This is a genomic window from Ureibacillus sp. FSL E2-3493 (genome assembly GCF_038077515.1).
GTDB lineage: Bacteria > Bacillota > Bacilli > Bacillales_A > Planococcaceae > Ureibacillus > Ureibacillus halotolerans.
The window spans coordinates 1,384,913-1,403,140 of sequence record NZ_JBBOPK010000001.1 but is presented as its reverse complement, the minus strand read 5'-3'; the positions used below and the strand labels follow the sequence as shown (position 1 = coordinate 1,403,140).

18 protein-coding genes are annotated in these 18,228 nt (G+C 35.8%); 2 read left to right on the top strand and 16 right to left on the bottom strand.

Annotated features, from left to right (window positions below; genetic code table 11):
- Positions 1-7: 7 nt before the first annotated feature.
- Positions 8-1,341 (top strand): IS3 family transposase gene (locus tag MHH69_RS07165; RefSeq protein WP_341361629.1). Its coding sequence is split into 2 segments (ribosomal slippage): positions 8-395 and positions 395-1,341, totalling 1,335 coding nucleotides; the frame shifts between segments, so codons are not numbered across the junction.
- A gap of 71 nt (positions 1,342-1,412) precedes the next feature.
- Here MHH69_RS07165 and MHH69_RS07160 read toward each other — a convergent pair.
- From MHH69_RS07160 to MHH69_RS07085, 16 genes are all read right to left on the bottom strand, one after another.
- Positions 1,413-1,763, bottom strand: coding sequence for a YpoC family protein (locus MHH69_RS07160; protein WP_122970935.1), 351 nt, complete (start codon positions 1,761-1,763; stop codon positions 1,413-1,415).
- Positions 1,756-2,421, bottom strand: a complete 666-nt coding sequence (gene nth, locus MHH69_RS07155; RefSeq protein ID WP_122970934.1) for an endonuclease III — start codon at positions 2,419-2,421, stop codon at positions 1,756-1,758. The genes MHH69_RS07160 and nth overlap by 8 nt, the downstream gene beginning before the upstream one ends.
- 10 nt (positions 2,422-2,431) lie before the next feature.
- Positions 2,432-3,154 carry a DnaD domain-containing protein gene (locus MHH69_RS07150; RefSeq protein ID WP_122970933.1) on the bottom strand — a complete coding sequence of 241 codons (723 nt, stop codon included), beginning with the start codon at positions 3,152-3,154 and terminating at the stop codon, positions 2,432-2,434.
- Positions 3,155-3,240: 86 nt separating this feature from the next.
- On the bottom strand, positions 3,241-4,536 hold the full coding sequence (gene asnS, locus MHH69_RS07145; protein ID WP_122970932.1) for an asparagine--tRNA ligase: 1,296 nt from the start codon (positions 4,534-4,536) through the stop codon (positions 3,241-3,243).
- 66 nt (positions 4,537-4,602) lie between these two features.
- Positions 4,603-5,796, bottom strand: a complete 1,194-nt coding sequence (locus MHH69_RS07140; RefSeq protein WP_122970931.1) for a pyridoxal phosphate-dependent aminotransferase — start codon at positions 5,794-5,796, stop codon at positions 4,603-4,605.
- A 15-nt stretch (positions 5,797-5,811) separates the two neighbouring features.
- Positions 5,812-6,294: a cell wall elongation regulator TseB-like domain-containing protein gene (locus MHH69_RS07135; RefSeq protein ID WP_122970930.1), complete on the bottom strand. Its 483-nt coding sequence runs from the start codon at positions 6,292-6,294 to the stop codon at positions 5,812-5,814.
- 30 nt (positions 6,295-6,324) lie between these two features.
- Positions 6,325-9,138: an ATP-dependent DNA helicase DinG gene (gene dinG, locus MHH69_RS07130; protein ID WP_341362007.1), complete on the bottom strand. Its 2,814-nt coding sequence runs from the start codon at positions 9,136-9,138 to the stop codon at positions 6,325-6,327.
- 306 nt (positions 9,139-9,444) lie between these two features.
- A complete protein-coding gene (gene panD / locus MHH69_RS07125) occupies positions 9,445-9,828 on the bottom strand; it encodes an aspartate 1-decarboxylase (protein WP_341362006.1) in 384 nt (127 codons plus the stop codon).
- Complete coding sequence (gene panC, locus MHH69_RS07120; protein WP_341362005.1) at positions 9,821-10,684, bottom strand: pantoate--beta-alanine ligase; 864 nt, start codon at positions 10,682-10,684, stop codon at positions 9,821-9,823. The genes panD and panC overlap by 8 nt, the downstream gene beginning before the upstream one ends.
- Complete coding sequence (gene panB / locus MHH69_RS07115) at positions 10,684-11,520, bottom strand: 3-methyl-2-oxobutanoate hydroxymethyltransferase (protein ID WP_341362004.1); 837 nt, start codon at positions 11,518-11,520, stop codon at positions 10,684-10,686. The genes panC and panB overlap by 1 nt, the downstream gene beginning before the upstream one ends.
- Positions 11,521-12,015: 495 nt before the next feature.
- Complete coding sequence (locus tag MHH69_RS07110) at positions 12,016-12,999, bottom strand: biotin--[acetyl-CoA-carboxylase] ligase (RefSeq protein ID WP_122970925.1); 984 nt, start codon at positions 12,997-12,999, stop codon at positions 12,016-12,018.
- Positions 12,977-14,161: a CCA tRNA nucleotidyltransferase gene (locus tag MHH69_RS07105; protein ID WP_341362003.1), complete on the bottom strand. Its 1,185-nt coding sequence runs from the start codon at positions 14,159-14,161 to the stop codon at positions 12,977-12,979. Before MHH69_RS07105 ends, MHH69_RS07110 begins: the two co-directional genes overlap by 23 nt.
- Positions 14,158-15,294, bottom strand: coding sequence for an N-acetyl-alpha-D-glucosaminyl L-malate synthase BshA (gene bshA, locus MHH69_RS07100; protein ID WP_122970923.1), 1,137 nt, complete (start codon positions 15,292-15,294; stop codon positions 14,158-14,160). Before bshA ends, MHH69_RS07105 begins: the two co-directional genes overlap by 4 nt.
- Positions 15,295-15,496: 202 nt before the next feature.
- The gene (mgsA, locus tag MHH69_RS07095; RefSeq protein WP_122970922.1) at positions 15,497-15,901 is read right to left on the bottom strand and encodes a methylglyoxal synthase; all 405 of its coding nucleotides are present in this window, start codon (positions 15,899-15,901) and stop codon (positions 15,497-15,499) included.
- A gap of 14 nt (positions 15,902-15,915) precedes the next feature.
- Positions 15,916-16,713 carry a 4-hydroxy-tetrahydrodipicolinate reductase gene (gene dapB / locus MHH69_RS07090; RefSeq protein ID WP_122970921.1) on the bottom strand — a complete coding sequence of 266 codons (798 nt, stop codon included), beginning with the start codon at positions 16,711-16,713 and terminating at the stop codon, positions 15,916-15,918.
- Positions 16,714-16,715: 2 nt separating this feature from the next.
- Complete coding sequence (locus tag MHH69_RS07085; RefSeq protein ID WP_122970920.1) at positions 16,716-17,048, bottom strand: nucleotide pyrophosphohydrolase; 333 nt, start codon at positions 17,046-17,048, stop codon at positions 16,716-16,718.
- A gap of 283 nt (positions 17,049-17,331) precedes the next feature.
- Between MHH69_RS07085 and MHH69_RS07080 the strand changes: the two genes are divergently transcribed.
- The gene (locus MHH69_RS07080; protein ID WP_122970919.1) at positions 17,332-18,180 is read left to right on the top strand and encodes a YitT family protein; all 849 of its coding nucleotides are present in this window, start codon (positions 17,332-17,334) and stop codon (positions 18,178-18,180) included.
- Positions 18,181-18,228 lie beyond the last annotated feature (48 nt).

Sequence of the window (18,228 nt, the reverse complement as noted above, 5' to 3'; positions counted from 1 at the left end):
GAAGAACATGTCGAAAAAGTTATTTACAGATCAAGAACAGAAATTACTCAAGAAACATCCTTATGTAAAAGCAGTGAGTGAAAAAGCAATAACATATACAGATGAATTTAAAGCAAGAGCCATTAAAGAATATGAGGAAGGGAAATTTCCACTTCAAATTTTTGAAGATGCAGGATTTGATATTGATATCGTAGGTAAAAAACGTGCAAAGTCTGCTTTAGAGCGATGGCGTGCTGCTTATCAAAAGAATGGTGTAGCTGGGCTTGTGGATACACGTAAACACTCTTCAGGACGTCCACTTGAGCGAGAATTAAGTATAGAAGAAAAGTACGCAAGGTTAGAGGCGCAAAATGCATTATTACGTGCAGAAAATGAACTACTAAAAAAGATCGATTTAGCAGAAAGGTTGTTGATAAAGAAAAAGAGAAATTAACAGCGGAACAAAAATTTCAGTTGATCCAGTATGTGATAGAAAAACACCGCTTAAAAAGAATGGTAAGCTACCTTTGTAAATTAGTTGGAGTCTCTCGATCGGGCTACTATCGTTATTTTTCAGAAGAAGCACAACTTAGTAGACAAGCTAGTGATCAGGCAGATGAGACAGTCAAAGAAATCATTTTAAAAGCGTTCAATTTCCGTGGTCGTAAGAAAGGTGCACGTCAAATTAAAATGACGTTAGAAAATCAGTATCAAATTACATATAACCTAAAGCGAATTCGTCGTATCATGAAAAAGTTTCAAATCATCTGCCCCATTCGAAAAGCAAATCCATATCGAAGAATGGCCAAAGCAACGAAAGAACATAGAACTTTACCAAATCTATTAAACCGTAAATTTAAGCAAGGAATCGCTAGAAAAGTATTATTAACAGACATTACATATTTGAGTTATGGAAAAGGAAAACGTGCCTACTTATCCGCTATAAAAGATGCCGAAACCAATGAAATTTTAGCATATGAGACATCGGATAAAATTACACTAGATATTGCATTAAATACATTAAAGATGTTGAAAAAGAATGGGATAAAATTGGCCGATGGCGCATTCATTCACTCTGATCAAGGGTTCCACTATACCAGCCCCCAATTTCAAAAGATGGTAAAGAAAATGGGACTAGAGCAATCTATGTCACGTCGTGGAAACTGTTGGGATAATGCCCCACAAGAATCGTTTTTTGGTCATTTTAAAGATGAAACAGACTTTAAATCGTGTGAAACATTAGAAGAAGTAAAAAGAGAGATTAAGAGTTATATGACTTATTACAATCATTACCGAGGTCAATGGAACTTAAAAAAGATGACGCCTGCACAATACAGTCACCATCTTCTTCAAGTTGCTTAAAAGCCTTTTTTAAAAATGTCCTTTACAAAGGGTACACTTTACAGATGAAAATGATTGATGTTCCTTTTTTCTTATGATTTAATTCTTAGACGAGCTAATCGCTTCTTTAATTCTTTAAATAATTCATCCAATTGACGGTAGCAAGCATATTGACCTGGTCTTGCTTTAATAAACAAAAGCCGTTCCATTCCGTTGATTGGAAGAACTTCATACTCTTCCTTTTCATCCAATGTTGGTTCACTACTTTGTGAGCTGTTCAATACACAAGCTTCAAATAGCACAATTCCTTTATCCATTAATGATTTCGCTTCGCCACTACGTTGATCGTGGGCTTGATGAATAAGCTGACTTAGTTCCTCCCATTGTGCAAAATAAGGTTCAACCTTCTCCTTTTGAATTGCTTCAGGTCTTACTTTAATCAACGTTTTTCACCAAACCTTTTTTCAAACGTTTCTGCCCTTCTCTACAAATGTCTAATAACGGGCACGTATGACATTGGGGATTTTGAGCTTTACAATGATAACGACCAAAGAAAATTAACTGATGATGGGTTTTAGACCAATTTTCCTTTGGTGTTTTTTTCATTATCGTTTCTTCAACTTCCAACACCGTATCTTTTAAACGACATAACCCTAAACGTTTCGAAACACGTTCTACATGTGTATCTACTGCAAGGGCTGGTATATTAAACGCAACTGACAAAACAACATTTGCAGTTTTACGTCCAACACCGGGTAATGTAACGAGTTGTTCACGACTTTGTGGAATTTCTCCATTAAAATCGGTAATTACTTTTTCACATAAAGCTTGAATATTTTTAGCTTTATTACGATAGAGACCAATCGAACGGATATCATTTTGTAATTCTTCCAATGGTACAGCTAAATAATCTTCAGCCGTTTTATACTTTTGAAATAAAGTCTTCGTTACTTTATTGACAAGTACATCTGTACATTGGGCAGACAATAATGTAGCAATTGTTAACTCAAACGGGTTATCGTGTACGAGCTCACAATGTGCATCTGGAAACATTTCGTCCATCACGTTTAAACAATGCTCCCACTGTTTTTTCGTAAGCATAATGTACCCCCTATTCTCTTTCTTCTAACCAGTTATAAAAGGAAACTTTATTTTGATTTTCTTGCGTCGTCGACTTTTGCTTTTGTTGCACGACGGTTGTTTTTTGATGAAATTGTTCTGTATGATTTTCAACTTGTTTGAGTGAAGTAATATTTTTCTTTTTCCATTCAAATAAAATCCGATCAATATATCGTAAGGAAAGTTTTCCAGCTAGAACTGCTTCTTTTAATGCTGCTTTAATAATTGCTGGGGAGTGACGATCTGCGTCTAACCACATCGAAATCGTTTCAATTTCCATTGGTGATAGAAGGCGCCCAAATTCTTGTTCAAATACTGAAAAAATTTCCCCTTCTTCATTTTTCACTTTTTGAGATTCTTTCTGCATCGCTTGTGATTCGATATAATCCAAAATTCTTTCCCATAATGGGAAAACCGAATATTTTTCAAATAATCTTCCACTGCCATCGATTCCTTGGCTAATTTCTAAAAAGCCCTTTTGTAAAAGACGCTGCAGTTTTAATGAAATATCATTTTCGTTAACATGAAAACGTTTCGCAATATCCGTTGGGGTTGGAAAATCATTGCCCTCAGAGTGAAAAGCTAATAAATGCAATAAAAGTAATGCTTCATCATCAGTTATCTTTAAATCTTTATAGTGTTGAAAAAAAAATTGAGGAACTGTTACATTCCCCTGCTCTGTCCACGTACGGAGTCGCTGTCCTTTATCGTTCATAAGAAGACTCCTTTCTATTCTTATAGTAAGGAAAGCGCCCGTATATACGGACGCTTTTTATGTTAGGAAAAAATCTTCCTTATTTATTATGGATATAAACGATTTAAAAGTCTTGGGAATGGAATACATTCACGTACGTGTTCTGCACCACTAATCCACGCTACAGTTCGTTCTAATCCTAAACCAAAACCGGAGTGTGGTACAGACCCTTGTTTACGTAAATCTAAATACCAAGCATAGGCAGATTCATCTAAGTTATGTTCTGCAATGCGTTGTTTTAACAATTCATAATCATGAATACGTTCAGATCCACCAATAATTTCACCGTAACCTTCTGGTGCAATTAAGTCTGCACATAATACAACATCATCTCTTTCAGGATGGGGCTGCATATAGAATGGTTTAATTCCTACTGGGTAGCAAGTGATAAATACTGGTTTATCGAAATGCTCGGCTATTGCCGTTTCATGAGGTGCTCCAAAGTCATCTCCCCATTGGATATCTGTAAATCCTTGTTCATGTAGGAACTTAATCGCATCATCATAAGTAATGCGTGGGAATGGTGCTTGAATGTTTTCCAATTTAGAAGTATCGCGTCCTAATCGTTCTAATTCCAATTTGCAATTTTCAAGTACGGATTGAACAATATAAGATACATATTGTTCTTGTACTTCTAGATTTTCTTCAAATTCAACAAATGCCATTTCCGGCTCAATCATCCAGAACTCAATTAAATGACGGCGAGTTTTGGACTTTTCTGCACGGAATGTAGGACCGAAGGAGAATACTTTTCCTAAAGCCATAGCCGCTGCTTCCATATACAATTGACCAGATTGAGAAAGATACGCATCTTCATCAAAGTACTTTGTATGGAATAGTTCTGACGTTCCTTCAGGAGCAGAACCTGTTAAAATAGGCGGATCGATTTTAACGAAACCGTTGTTATTGAAAAATTCATATGTAGCTCGGATAACTTCATTACGAATTTTCATGATGGCATGTTGTTTTCGTGAACGTAGCCATAAATGACGATTGTCCATTAAAAATTCGACACCATGTTCTTTTGGTGTAATAGGATAATCCACTGCAGCATGAATCACTTCAATATCCGTTACGGCAAGTTCACATCCAAAACTAGAACGAGTATCTTCCTTAACTTGTCCAGTAATATACATAGATGTTTCTTGAGTTAAACCTTTTGCTGTCGCAAATAGTTCTTCCCCTACTTCCTCTTTTACGATAACTCCTTGAACAAAGCCTGAGCCGTCACGTAATTGTAGAAAGGCAATTTTTCCACTTGAACGTTTGTTCGATAACCAAACGCCTAATTTTACAGTTTCGCCAATATGATTTGGCATGTCTTGAATCATAATTTTCTTCATATTGTTCCTCCACAAAGGACTAATTTTATCAAATTGTCGTTTCGTACTTCCAACTTGTTTACAAAATTAGTCTTGCCATTTTGATTTTACGAAATGATCGATACGTCGAACTGCTTCTTCAAGTAACTCTAAAGAAGTTGCATAACTTAAACGTACAGTTGTTGGTACGCCGAAACCTGAACCAGGTACTACGGCAACATTCGCTTCAGTTAGAAGTGCAGTCGCGAATTCATCTACGGACCCGTATCCAGTTTTTTCAGCTGCTTTTGCTACATCTGGTAAGAAGTAAAATGCACCTTGGGGCTTCACTACACGGAAACCAGGAATCGCATTTAATTTCGGATAGATTGTTTCTAATCGTGTTTCAAATGCTTTTCTCATTTCTTCAACGGAATCTTGTGAGCCATTATAAGCCTCAATTGTTGCATATTGAGAAGTAGTAGTTGGATTCGATGTTGAATGGGATGCCAAATCAGCCATCGAATTAATAATTTGAGCATTTCCAGCAGCATATCCAATTCTCCACCCAGTCATAGAATGGGATTTCGCTACCCCATTGATGACAATCGTGCGTGACTTCACTTCCTCAGAAAGTTGGGCAATTGAAAAATGTTCAAGTCCATTGTATAGAAGTTTTTCATAAATTTCATCCGATACGATTATAATATCTTTTTCCACTGCAACTGCAGCTAATTGTGCTAATTCTTCACGAGTATAAACCATACCAGAAGGATTGCTTGGTGAATTAATGATGACGGCTTTTGTTTTGTCAGTTATTGCTTCACGTAATTGAGATGCTGTAATTTTATAATTTTGTTCACTAGTACTTTCAACGTAAACCGGTACTCCACCCGCTAATTTCACTTGTTCAGGATAAGATACCCAATATGGAATTGGAATAATGACTTCATCGCCTTCATTCAAGATGACTTGGAATAAAGTATAAAGAACATGTTTTGCCCCAACACCAACAAGAATCTCATTCGGTTTGTATTCTAAATTGTTGTCTCGTGCTAATTTTTCAATGATTGCTTGTTTTAACGCAGGAAGTCCACCAGCTGGAGTATATTTCGTATGTCCGTCATACATCGATTTTGCAGCGGCATCCAGAATATTCTTTGGTGTATTAAAGTCAGGTTCTCCTGCTCCTAACCCAATTACATCAATTCCTTGTGCTTTTAATTCTTTTGCCTTTGCCGTAATCGCTAAAGTTGCTGATGGTGTTAAAGTTTTTACACGATTGGCTAATAATTCTTTCATCAAAAATCTTCTCCTCTACAAGTTCAAAATACGTTTCCACCATTGTCCGTCTTCAAATAAAATGTAGACATAGTTCAGTTTGTCTGAGTTGTTTTTATAAGTAATTTCCCAAACTGGACCAACTTCTTCATAGCCCAATTTTGTATGAAGGATTTCTTTTACTTCCTCTTCTTTACTTAAAACAGACAACGCTTGCTTTTCAGTAATACCATCTTTTAAATTTACTTCCTGAATTGCTTTCTCTTCTAAATTGATTGGAACAAATAGTGCCTTTTTGTTACCGTCCTTATCTTCACCGAATACGGTAACGTATGGTTTATTACCATTATAAACATATGAGTCCGATACAGCAGCTAGTGAGTCAGAAGATAATGCCAATTCTTCTGCTTTCGTTTCAATTTCATCAAATGGTGCATCAGATTTCCAAATTACGAGAACCGAAATGACAAGTGCCAAAGATAGAATAAAAACGGAAATGAAAATTATCCAGTTCTTCATCGGATCACCTTCGAAATTTGTACAGTTTTATTATTCATTTTTGTCAACCTGCTTTCTTTTCCCATCTTTGTTATTATACCAATGTTCTATCTCTAAAACCATATCTTGTAGAGGTAGTTTATTAACAGAAATTTGCGGTAATGCACGTAAAAATTCTACTCCATACGATTTTGTGTCAATTCTTCTATCTAACACAACAAATACGCCCTTATCTTGCGACGCTCTTATTAATCTACCGAAACCTTGTTTAAATCGTAATATCGCTTCCGGCAATGATAATTCAGTAAAAGCATTTCGACCTTGTTGTTGTAGACTAATCGATTTCGCTTTAAAAGTTGGTTCCTCTGGTGCTGAAAAAGGTAAGCGGACAATAACAACGGACGATAGACCATCCCCTGGAACATCTACACCTTCCCAAAAGCTATTTGTTCCAAATAACACCGAATGGCTGAACTTTTGGAACGACTTTAATAAGCGCATACGGCTACCACTTGTTACGCCTTGGGCAAACAGCATATAGTCATAGAGCAATTCACTTTCTTGAATTAGCTCTACCGTCTTTTTTAACATATCTTGTGATGTGAAAAGAACAAAACATCTTCCTTCTGTAGCTCGGACAATTCTCGTAATAGCTAGAGCTACCGATTCAATATAATCCGTTTGGGACACCGATTGAATATCTGGCATATCGTTTACAACATATGCTTTTGCCCCTTTATAATAAGAGGCTGGTGCCTGCAAAACGATCATTGGTACCCTTTCATCAATTCCTAATTGATTCGCAATAAAACGTTCGTTTTTTGGAACAGTTAAAGTTCCAGAAGTCCAAATAACAGCAGAAGTCTTTCGTATAGACTCAAATAATTGTTGAATGGTTGCAGTTATACTAATAGGTTTTTTGAGCACACGAATACTACCAGGTAAATTTCTTCGATCAATTTCAATCCAAGCCGTATAATCGTTATCAGTTTGTAGGAAAATTTCATCCCATTCCGTTGCCTTCATTTTATATTCGCGAACGAAAAAGTCCCACTGCTCTAATATTAATTGATGTTCTGGAGCAATTTGTTCGATATCCTTTTTGAACATGACAGATATTTGCTCAGCTAAATCAACCCAACCTTGCAAGGCAATCGAAAAGTTATTCATCGTTTCACGATTTGTTAAGACATTGTGTACAAAGGCAATTTGTTTTGATTCAAACTTGGAAGGTAATGACGTTTTTTGCATATGATATAGAATTTCTTGTATTGTTTTATCAAATAATTCAACCATCTGCATAAATTTCTTCTCTAATTGTTGGAAATAAGTTAACGGAACCCTTTGTTTTTTCAATGCAATTTTTTGAAAGATAGAAAATAACTGATGATCAGAAGCATAACCGATTTGACCAAATAAATATTTCCAATTCGTATAGGAAAAGATTGCTTGATCCCGTTGTATAGCAGCTTGCACAAATTGATGGGCTTCATCGATTATCCAAGCATCAATTTGATTAAAAACTGGTTCATGACGTACAAGATCTGCTAATAACATCGAATGGTTTGTAATAATTAAATCTGCATGTTCGCTTTCTTGAATCGCTCGATCATAATAATCAAAAAGCTGTTTTTTCTTTCCATATTCTGCATTTTTACGAATTTTATCGATGAACAGTTGACCTCCACCGGAACAATTTAATTCGGATAAATCTCCTGTTTCGGTCTTTGATAACCATACAAGTACTTGAAGGGTTGTTAATGTTTCGTCGTAAGATAAATCATTACTTTTCATTAATTGTTCAAACACAACAACATCTACATAATTTCTCCGCCCCTTTAATAACGTTACGTTAATTGGACAGCCTAGAATTTTTTCTACCTTTGGAATTTCACTACTTAATAATTGTTCAAGTAAGTAGGTCGTGTACGTACTAATACATACTTTTCGATTGTTTTGTTTAGCATAGATGATTGAAGGAATTAAATAACCAATCGTTTTCCCAATACCTGTTGATGCTTCAATCATCACTTCAGATTTGTTATTTAAATGTTCCCAAATGATATCCATCATTTGATATTGTTTCGGTCGTTCTTCAAAATGCGACAGCGCTTTTTTAAATAATGTACTTTTTTCCGCGCTCGTGGCAGGAAAATCAATTTGATGGCGTATCTTCTTATTAGTGGCGTACGGTTTCTTTAAAGCCAATTTTTTATAATAAATAAAGTCATCTTCGTTCGAGACAGTACTTCGACGGATTTGCAATGCTTCAAAAAACAATTGGGATAAATTCGATTTTAATCGAAAGGACTTTTTATGCATTTGTTCTAAAGTCGAAAGAGGCAAAACTAAAAGTTCTTCCCAACATGTTTTTAACAGAAAGGCACATGCCTTAGCATCATCATCTGCCCGATGTGCATTAGTTAAAGGAATATTTAATTCTGCTGCTAAATCTCCTAGTTTGTAGCTTAAAGCCGAGGGAAATAAAATTTTTGCCAGCTCAACCGTATCAATTTTCTTTCCATTCCATTTCGGCAATCCGACTCGTTTAAACTCCCCTTGTAAAAAGGAAAGATCAAAATCGGTATTATGGGCAACAAAAATAGCATCTTGTATCAATTCATATATCGTATCTGCATGAGCCTCAAAAGGTAATGCATCTTTTACGTCATCATCTGTTATGTTTGTTAAATCTTGAATAAATAGTGGGATTGACTTCCCAGGATGAATGAATGATGTAAAAGTCTTCTCAATACACCAATCTTTCATAATGACAATTGCTATTTGAATCATTCGGTCCCCATTTGCTTGGGAATGTCCAGTTGTCTCGATATCAACAATTGCATATTTCTGACTTTCCATCATTTTCTCAACTCACAATTTAAATAATTATAAGCGAATTTTATCATATGTACTGTCAACCGGTCATGTTATTGTAATACAGAAACGAAAAAAATCTCAAAAGTCACATGGACCTTTGAGACAAATTGTTCATTTTTATCTTTTATTGGAAATGAAAAAGAGCAGGGGCTCATCTCCCTGCTCATAAAAACAAAGTACTCCGACAAATCCGTGTCGTAATGAGTACTTTGGTTGTAAAGTATATACTTTACTAGGTTTGGCACCTTCTATATATATTATATGGTATTAAAGAGAATAACAAGTAAAATTTTATTTTATTGTCGCTTCTGGTTCATAGGAAATCATTTCTTTTATCGTATTATTATCGCCCATAATCGCCACTGTTGGCTGGTGATCCTTTGCTTCTTCATCTGTCACAAAAACATAAGAAATGATAATGACAATATCACCCTTTTGAACGAGTCTTGCGGCTGCTCCGTTCACGCAAATAACCCCGCTTCCACGCTCTCCTGCAATAATATAAGTTTCAAAACGGGCTCCGTTATTATTATTCACTACATGAACCTTTTCATTTGGAAGCATGCCAACCGCATCAAGAATGTCCTCGTCAATTGTAATAGAGCCGACATAATTCAAATCTGCTTGTGTTACTTGTGCCCGATGGATTTTACTATTCATCATCATTCTAAACATTTGCTGTTTCCCCTTCTATAGAAAAAATAATATTGTCAATGAGTCTTGTTTTACCAATATAGACAGCTGTAGCTAGTAAAAACTGCTTTGTGTCTTCAGTAACTGGCTGTAAATCTGGATAAGATAATAGCTCTAAGTAATCGATTTCCCCGGTTGTTTTACTTAAAATGTATGCTTTAGCTTCATCTAAGGCCATTTTCACATGATAAGAAGAAAGAAATGTTTCTTTTGCTATTTGCAATGCTTCATAAATAGCTGGTGCTTCTTCTCTCTCTAATTTTGATAAATAAACATTACGAGAAGATTTTGCCAATCCGTCTTCTTCCCTTACAATTGGAACAGTCCGAATTTCTAAAGGAAAATTATAATCCCTTACTAACGTTTGAACGATCGCGACTTGTTGGGCATCCTTTTGTCCAAAGTATGCTCGATTTGGTTCTGCTAAATGGAACAACTTCGTTACAACTTGCAGTACACCATCAAAATGCCCTGGTCGGGATGCTCCACATAAAATTTCCGATTGTCTACCAGCATGGATAGAAATCCCTCCATTTGTCGGATACATTTCTTCTACCGACGGAGCAAAAATGACATCCACACTAGCTGACTCTGCTAATCTTTTATCGCGTTCTAAATCTCTAGGATAAGATAGAAAATCTTCGTTTGGACCAAATTGGGTTGGATTAACAAAAATGCTCATAACGACAAAATCATTTTCTTTTCTAGCTTCTTTTGCCAAAGTTAGATGGCCTTCATGCAAGTAACCCATTGTTGGTACAAGACCAATCGTTTTTCCTTCCCCTTTTACCCGACTCACAATGGATTTTAACTGGACAATTTTCGTTACAACTTCCATTACTTGACGCCCCCATAAATTTGCGATAATTCTTCTTCCTTCATCGTAAAACTATGGGCAACGGTCGGAAACGAACCTTCTTTTACAGCTTTTTTATAGCCTTTTATTCCTTTTTCGACTTCATCTCCTACGAAGGCAAAACTTTCAACAAATTTAGGAATATGATGTTTTCCATAACATAATAAATCATGATGAACGAGCACTTGACCGTCAGCAGTTGGACCTGCTCCAATACCAATCGTAGGAATGCTTAATTCCTTTGAAACTTCCTCTGTTAATTGATAAGGGATACATTCAAGAACAACCGCACATGCACCAGCAGCCTCGCATTCTTTCGCTTCTTTCATTAATTTTAACGCCTGTTCCGCTGATTTCCCTTGTACTTTATAGCCGCCAAGTACGCCTACAAGTTGAGGTTGCAATCCTAAATGGGCAACTACTGGTATCCCTACACTTGTTAATTTCCCAATAGCTTTGGCTACGTCACCAGCGCCCTCTAGCTTTAATGCATCTGCTCCCGTTTCTTGCATCATTCTCACGGCTGTTTTTAACGTTTCATTTACATCACCATGGTAAGAACCAAAGGGCATATCGACTACAACAAAGGTATTTGGAGCACCTCGTCGCACCGCCTTTGCATGATGAATCATATCTTCCACTGTCACAGGAATGGTAGAATCATAACCGAGAACAACCATCCCTAAAGAGTCACCAACTAAAATCATATCGACTTCAGCTTCTTCTGAAAATTTGGCAGATGGGTAGTCATACGCCGTAATCATCACAATTTTTTCACCTTGTGACTTCATCTTCAAAAAATCATTTGTACTTTTCATTACTTTTTCTCCTCCTTTTTTAAAAGAAGAAAACAAGTCGAAAAACACTTTTGAACGCCATTAATGACGATACGATGTTTTTCTTATGCTGATAATTGAGTCAACGAATCTTTTATCAACATAAAAATATCCTTCTGTCTAAAAATGGACAGAAGGATAGCGTTATCGATCAAATACATCTACTTCAGATGCATTTTTTATACTGATTTGTGTGAATTTATACCTAAATCAGTATAATTCAATAATTCAACGCATTGTTTTCTTCCGTCCCTGTCTTTCCAGATCAAGGCAGATCTTTTTTAGTATTTAAACATGTTTTAAGGTACAGTTCTATATCGATACTGTCCTTACCGCTACTATAACAAGTTTTGACGAAAAGGTATAGCAAAAATTCCATTTGTAAGAAAAATAAAACCCTCATTCATAGTTGAAGTAATCCACTACAAATAAGGGTAAAATTTTTTATGGAGAAGGAAAACATTCTCTTTAAAAAGGTTATTTTAATTCAATGTCTGCTGAATAAACGTTTTTAATTTCCCCGTTATCCAATTGAATTTCTAATACACCCGATTCCGTAATACCAATCGCTTTACCTTCAATAACTTCTGTTAACGTTGTTGCTCTAATTCTTTTACCGATTGTTCCAGAAGCTTCTTCCCATAATAGTTTAATTGGGGCAAATCCATCTTTCACATAAAGGTCACAATACTTCTCTAAATAATTTAATATAGTTCCAACAAGTTCAGCCCGGTTCAAAGGTTTCTTTTCTTCAATTCTCAAAGATGTGGCGATTGGATGAAGCTCCTCCGGAAAATCAGAAAGTTCTTGATTTACATTAATGCCCATCCCTATTAAAAGGCATTGAACTCGATCCATTTCAGCAATCATTTCCGTTAATATTCCTGTACATTTACGTCCATTGATTAAAATATCATTTGGCCATTTAATATAAGGACTAAATTGATGACAAAGGGATTTCATCGCATTGACAATGGAAACTGCAGCCACCAATGTAAACTGGGGAGCTTGATGAGGTAAAATATCTGGACGAATAATAATCGTCATCCAAATCCCTTTTCCTTTCGTCGACTCCCAAGGACGGCTCATTCGCCCTTTCCCCATTGTTTGCGTCTCTGCGATTACTAATGTTCCATCCTTTGCCCCATTCCGCGCTAATTCATAGGCAATTGTTTGGGTTGACGTACATTCTTCTAAATAATGAATGGTTTGACCGAAGCGTTCAGTCTTTAAAAACGCTGTTACTCTTGGTGCTTCCACTTTGTCTGGCTTTGTCATTAAAACGTATCCCTTTTTCTTTATCGTTTCAAATGTATAGCCTTCCTCTTGTAACGTCTGTAAATGTTTCCATATTGCCGTTCGAGAAATACCTAAATCATCTGCTAATCGTTGCCCACTAATGGGCTCACCATTAGCAGATAAAAAACGTTTTAATATTTCATCTTTCATCGATAAAGTCATTTAAGAACCATTCCTTCAGTTTCTCTTCTTCATTTTCCACATATCTATTTAAAACCGCTATTAGTGCTGCATCAAGTGCCACTTTAATCCATGGTCCTCTTTTTTTATCGGTCCAATTGATAAGATGGTTTCCGTTGATTGCCAGTTCATCCACTTTTTGAATTGGCAAGTTTTCTTTTACTTTTGCAATATCCTCTTTTGAAAAGGGAACGGAATGATGTTGCCATATAGCGAAATCGTAGGCAGTTTCTAAAACTAATAGTTCATTTGAAAAATAATCCATTAATGTCCACTTTTGTAACAATGCGTCATATAAATTTAAAACATCTCGAATAAATGTTTTTTCTTTTTTCGACAATCGGTAAAAATCAAAAATATGTTGAATGTCCTTTCGATTTAACAAACACAAATAAGCCCAACCAACTTCCGGCTTATTCGATCGAAATTCCTTCCAACTTTTCAGTTGATTTTTAAAATTTCCAACTAAATAGTGGGCTAATTTACTTACAACGAGCCATTTTAATCCTTCATATACATAGTCACTTTTCCATATTTTTGCCATTTCCATTGTAATTCGTTCTTTGGCAATAAAATCAATTAAATCACTATCAATTTGAATTGCTTTTAATGTTTTTTCCTCAATCGTAAATCCGAGTTGAGCGCTAAATCGAATCGCTCTTAACATTCTCAAAGCATCTTCTCGAAATCGTACATTCGGATCTCCTACTGCTCGAATAACTTTCTTTTCAATATCCTCTTGACCGCCGAATAAATCAATAATCGTACCATTTTTTAATATGGCCATTGCATTAATGGTAAAGTCGCGTCGTTCGAGATCCTCTTGTAAAGTACGTACAAATGTTACTTCTTCTGGTCTTCTGTAGTCTGTGTATGTACCTTCAGTACGAAATGTAGTTACTTCAACAGGTTGCCCTTCATCTAGAACTAAAACCGTACCATGATCAATTCCAACATCAACGGTAGATGAAAAAATTTCCTTTACTTCAGAAGGTAATGCACTTGTTGCCACATCTACATCATTAACACTTTTATTTAGTAAGTAGTCTCGTACGGCTCCACCTACAATGACCGCATCAAATCCAGCCTTCTCAATTTTGTCAATGACCTTTAAAGCAACAAGCCATTCCTCACTTTTTTTCATACTCTTAGTGCCACCAATCGTTCATATAATTGTTCATAATGATCAATAATCGGTTTAGCTAAAAATTTTGTTTGTACCGTATTAATTGCTGCTTGACGGAACTTAATCAGCTCTTCTTCGTCTTGTAATAACTCGATTGCATACTGGGCAGCTTGGTGAACGTCCCCTAGTTCTACAAGGTAACCATTTTCTCCATGGTCGATTACTTCTGGAATTCCACCAATATTCGTGCCAATACCAGGTACACCACAAGCCATTGCTTCTAAAAGAACTAAACCAAAGGATTCTTTTTCAGACATTAATAATTTTAAATCACTAATACCAAATAACTCTGCAACATTTTCTTGTTTTCCTAAAAATAAAACATCTTGTTTATAAGGTGATAACTTCACTAAATCCATCACCCGTTGTTTTTCCGGTCCATCACCAACAAGAAGTAACTTTGCAGGCATTTGTTCACGTACTTTATAAAATACATTGACGATATCTGGTAAGTTTTTAATTTTCCGGAAGTTAGATACATGTATCATAACCCGTTCATCTGGCCGAATGCCAAATTGTTCTTTTAAATGACTTGAATCAATAGGTTTAAATACCGATTCATCGACAAAATTATAAACAGTTTCAATTTCTTTTGTCGAATCAATTAATTCATAAGTTTGTTCTTTTAACGAATTTGAAACAGCCGTTACAATGTCGGATTTATTAATACCGTATCGAATCGCTTGTGCCATGGTCGAATCTTGACCTAAAACAGAAATGTCAGTTCCATGTAATGTTGTTACAATTCCTATATTTTCACCGCTCATTTCACGGGCTAGAACTGCACATACGGCATGGGGTATCGCATAATGAACGTGCAATACATCTAACTTTTCCTCTTTTATAACATCGGCCATTTTACTCGCTAAAGCTATGTCATATGGAGAATATTGAAATACTGAATAATTACTCACTTCTACCTCATGGAAAAATACGTTCGGATAAATTTTCTTCAGTCGAAATGGCACACTGGAAGTAATGAAATGAATTTCATGACCTCTTTCTGCAAGCATTTTACCTAGTTCTGTTGCAAGTACACCCGAACCTCCAACTGTTGGATAACATGTAATACCAATTTTTAATTTTCTCATCCGACGTTCATCCTCTCTAACCAAAATATTTAATTACTTTAATCTAAAACAAATTAATTAATCAAATATGAGTAGATTCATTAATGCGCATCATTGTTCGTTTCATAAACATAGAGTCGCATCCGCCAGAAGTTCACTATATATTCAGCTAATTAACAACCATTTTAAAGATAAATTTTAGAATCAGTAACTTAATATGAATTTATTTACGTCTCTCTTGAATTAATCGCCAATCTACAAAGCCTTCTTGTAATCCTTTTAGTAAAATTTCAGCTGTTCCCATATTCGTTGCTAACGGAATGTGGTAAACATCACATAAACGTACAAGAGCCGTCACATCTGGTTCATGGGGCTGTGCAGTTAAAGGATCTCGGAAAAAAAATACCATATCCATATCATTATTAGCAATCATCGCACCAATTTGTTGATCGCCTCCTAATGGACCTGAACGAAATCTTGTCACTTTTAAACCAACTTCATCATGAATTCGCTGTCCCGTTGTCCCAGTTGCAAAAAGGTCATGATGTTGTAATATCTCTTTATATGCAATAGCAAACTCAACTAGACTATCTTTTTTTCGATCGTGCGCAATAAGGGCAATTTTCATTTCAAATCTCCATTCTATAGGATGTTTTCTAATCCATAAACTAATTCTTCTAACGTCATCACAGTTTCAACACAATAAACGACTCCACCCATGAATGATTCCCGGTTATACGAATCATGACGGATCGTCAGCATTTGCCCTTCTCCACCAAATAGTACTTCTTGATGGGCAACTAATCCAGGTAAACGAACAGAGTGAATTCTCATCCCTTCAAAATCTGCACCTCTTGCACCAGGCATCGTTTCAGTTTCGAATTCGTGCCCCTGTCTTCTAGCCTCTCGTACTTCCGAAATCATTTGAGCTGTTTTCTTACCTGTCCCTGAAGGCGCGTCGAGTTTTCGGTCATGGTGTAATTCAATAATTTCAACATGGGGTAAGTATTTTGCTGCTTCCTTTGCAAATTTCATCATTAAAACAGCACCGATAGCAAAATTAGGAGCAATAATACAGCCAACTTTGTTCGTTTTCGCTAAGCTTGTTAATTCCTCCAATTGTTCATCAGTAAAGCCTGTCGTACCAACAACCGTTCGTACATTATGTAACATTGCTTCTTTTGTATGTTCATACACAGAGTCCGGATTTGTTAAATCAATTAATACATCTGGCATTGTTTCACTGATTAATTGAGTTAAGTTTGTATATATCGGAACATCCAAATTTGGAGGGAAGATTTCTAGTTCAGATAAACTCTCTCCAACATGTTTATAATCTAAGGCAGCCACTAGTTCTAGCCCATCCCGTTTATATACGGTCTTCACTGCTTCTGAGCCCATTTTTCCTCTTGCTCCAGCAATTGCTACTCGAATCGTCATTGTTACTCTTCCTTTCGTGTCCAACGATCTTTATCTCTCGTTTCAAATTTATGTAATACTTTTAATAACGCATCATCTAATTGGATACCTTGTGCGTTTGCAAAACATACTAATACAAAGAAAAAGTCTCCTAATTCTTCTTCAATACTATTTTTTGATTCAGTACTCTTTTTCTTTTTATGACCATAAACATCTTGAACTTCTCGCGATAATTCGCCTAACTCTTCTGTTAATCTTGCTATCATTTCAAAGGGAGGAAAATATCCTTCCTTAAATTGACTTATGTAATCATCTACTTTTTTCTGTAATTGTTGCAAAGAAAGCTCACTCGTCATCATAACACGCTCCTACTAACATCGTAAATAATTTAAGGCTCGGTTGTCAAAAGATGAAAAATACAACATAATAAGGTGAAACTATCAATCAGTGGAAAATTCATTTATCACACTTATTGGTCGTTATCCAATCATGCTTTTCTTGTAGAAACTATATTACACCTTTTTAATTTTTCATTCACAATATTGAAGGGTGTACCACTTTTGCAAGTTCATGCAAATACATCGTACAGCATGTTACTAGAAATGAAAATTTATTTGGCTTACAGTAGGAGGTTTACATTTGAAAGGGTTAAATATTCGAAACATTATCGGAATTATAATTGGTGCAGCCATTTATAGTTTTGGTTTTGTCCATTTTAATATGCAAAATGAGCTTGGTGAAGGCGGATTTAGTGGAATTACGTTAATATTATACTTCACTTTAAATTTGGATCCAGCAATTATGAACTTAATTCTAAATATACCAATGTTTATAATAGGATGGAAATTGTTCCGCAGAATCGAATTTATTTATACAATTATTGGTACCGTAGCTGTTTCCATCTTTTTAAGACTGTTTCAAGTATATCAGTTTAAACTAAATTTACAGGATGATTTATTATTAGCTTCTTTATTTGCCGGTGTTTTTGTCGGTATAGGTTTAGGAATTATCTTCCGATGTGGTGGTACTACAGGAGGAGTAGACATCATTGCACGAATTGCCAACAAGTATCTAGGATGGAGCATGGGCCGTACGATGTTCCTATTTGACGCCTTTGTAATTCTTGCATCTTGGGCTACTTTCTTAGATGCTCGCTCTATGATGTACACATTAGTCGCTGTGTATGTCGGAGCAAGGGTGATTGATATGGTACAAGAAGGAGCTTATTCAGCAAAGGCCGCATTAATCATATCAAACCATCCAGAGGAAATTGCCAACTTCATTTCTGAAAAAATGGAAAGAGGGATTACAGTGTTTCACGGATACGGTCATTATACAAAACAATCGAAAGATGTGCTGTATTGTATCGTTGCGACAAGAGAAATTGTGCGCCTAAAATCCATTGTACGAAGTATTGATCCGAATGCCTTTGTTTCAATTATTGATGTTAGAGATGTAACGGGTGAAGGTTTTAAAATAGATGATTAAACGTATCACTACAAGCTCAACGAAAAGTGGGATGGCTGTCATACTAGC

Coding starts and splice junctions, on each gene's coding strand:
- nth (WP_122970934.1), bottom strand. CDS start 2,421: ATGCTTACGAAAAAACAGTGGGAGCATTGTTTAAACGTGATGGACGAA.
- MHH69_RS07150 (WP_122970933.1), bottom strand. CDS start 3,154: ATGAACGATAAAGGACAGCGACTCCGTACGTGGACAGAGCAGGGGAAT.
- asnS (WP_122970932.1), bottom strand. CDS start 4,536: ATGAAGAAAATTATGATTCAAGACATGCCAAATCATATTGGCGAAACT.
- MHH69_RS07140 (WP_122970931.1), bottom strand. CDS start 5,796: ATGAAAGAATTATTAGCCAATCGTGTAAAAACTTTAACACCATCAGCA.
- MHH69_RS07135 (WP_122970930.1), bottom strand. CDS start 6,294: ATGAAGAACTGGATAATTTTCATTTCCGTTTTTATTCTATCTTTGGCA.
- dinG (WP_341362007.1), bottom strand. CDS start 9,138: ATGATGGAAAGTCAGAAATATGCAATTGTTGATATCGAGACAACTGGA.
- panD (WP_341362006.1), bottom strand. CDS start 9,828: ATGTTTAGAATGATGATGAATAGTAAAATCCATCGGGCACAAGTAACA.
- panC (WP_341362005.1), bottom strand. CDS start 10,684: ATGGAAGTTGTAACGAAAATTGTCCAGTTAAAATCCATTGTGAGTCGG.
- panB (WP_341362004.1), bottom strand. CDS start 11,520: ATGAAAAGTACAAATGATTTTTTGAAGATGAAGTCACAAGGTGAAAAA.
- MHH69_RS07110 (WP_122970925.1), bottom strand. CDS start 12,999: ATGACTTTATCGATGAAAGATGAAATATTAAAACGTTTTTTATCTGCT.
- MHH69_RS07105 (WP_341362003.1), bottom strand. CDS start 14,161: ATGAAAAAAAGTGAGGAATGGCTTGTTGCTTTAAAGGTCATTGACAAA.
- bshA (WP_122970923.1), bottom strand. CDS start 15,294: ATGAGAAAATTAAAAATTGGTATTACATGTTATCCAACAGTTGGAGGT.
- mgsA (WP_122970922.1), bottom strand. CDS start 15,901: ATGAAAATTGCCCTTATTGCGCACGATCGAAAAAAAGATAGTCTAGTT.
- dapB (WP_122970921.1), bottom strand. CDS start 16,713: ATGACGATTCGAGTAGCAATTGCTGGAGCAAGAGGAAAAATGGGCTCA.
- MHH69_RS07085 (WP_122970920.1), bottom strand. CDS start 17,048: ATGACGAGTGAGCTTTCTTTGCAACAATTACAGAAAAAAGTAGATGAT.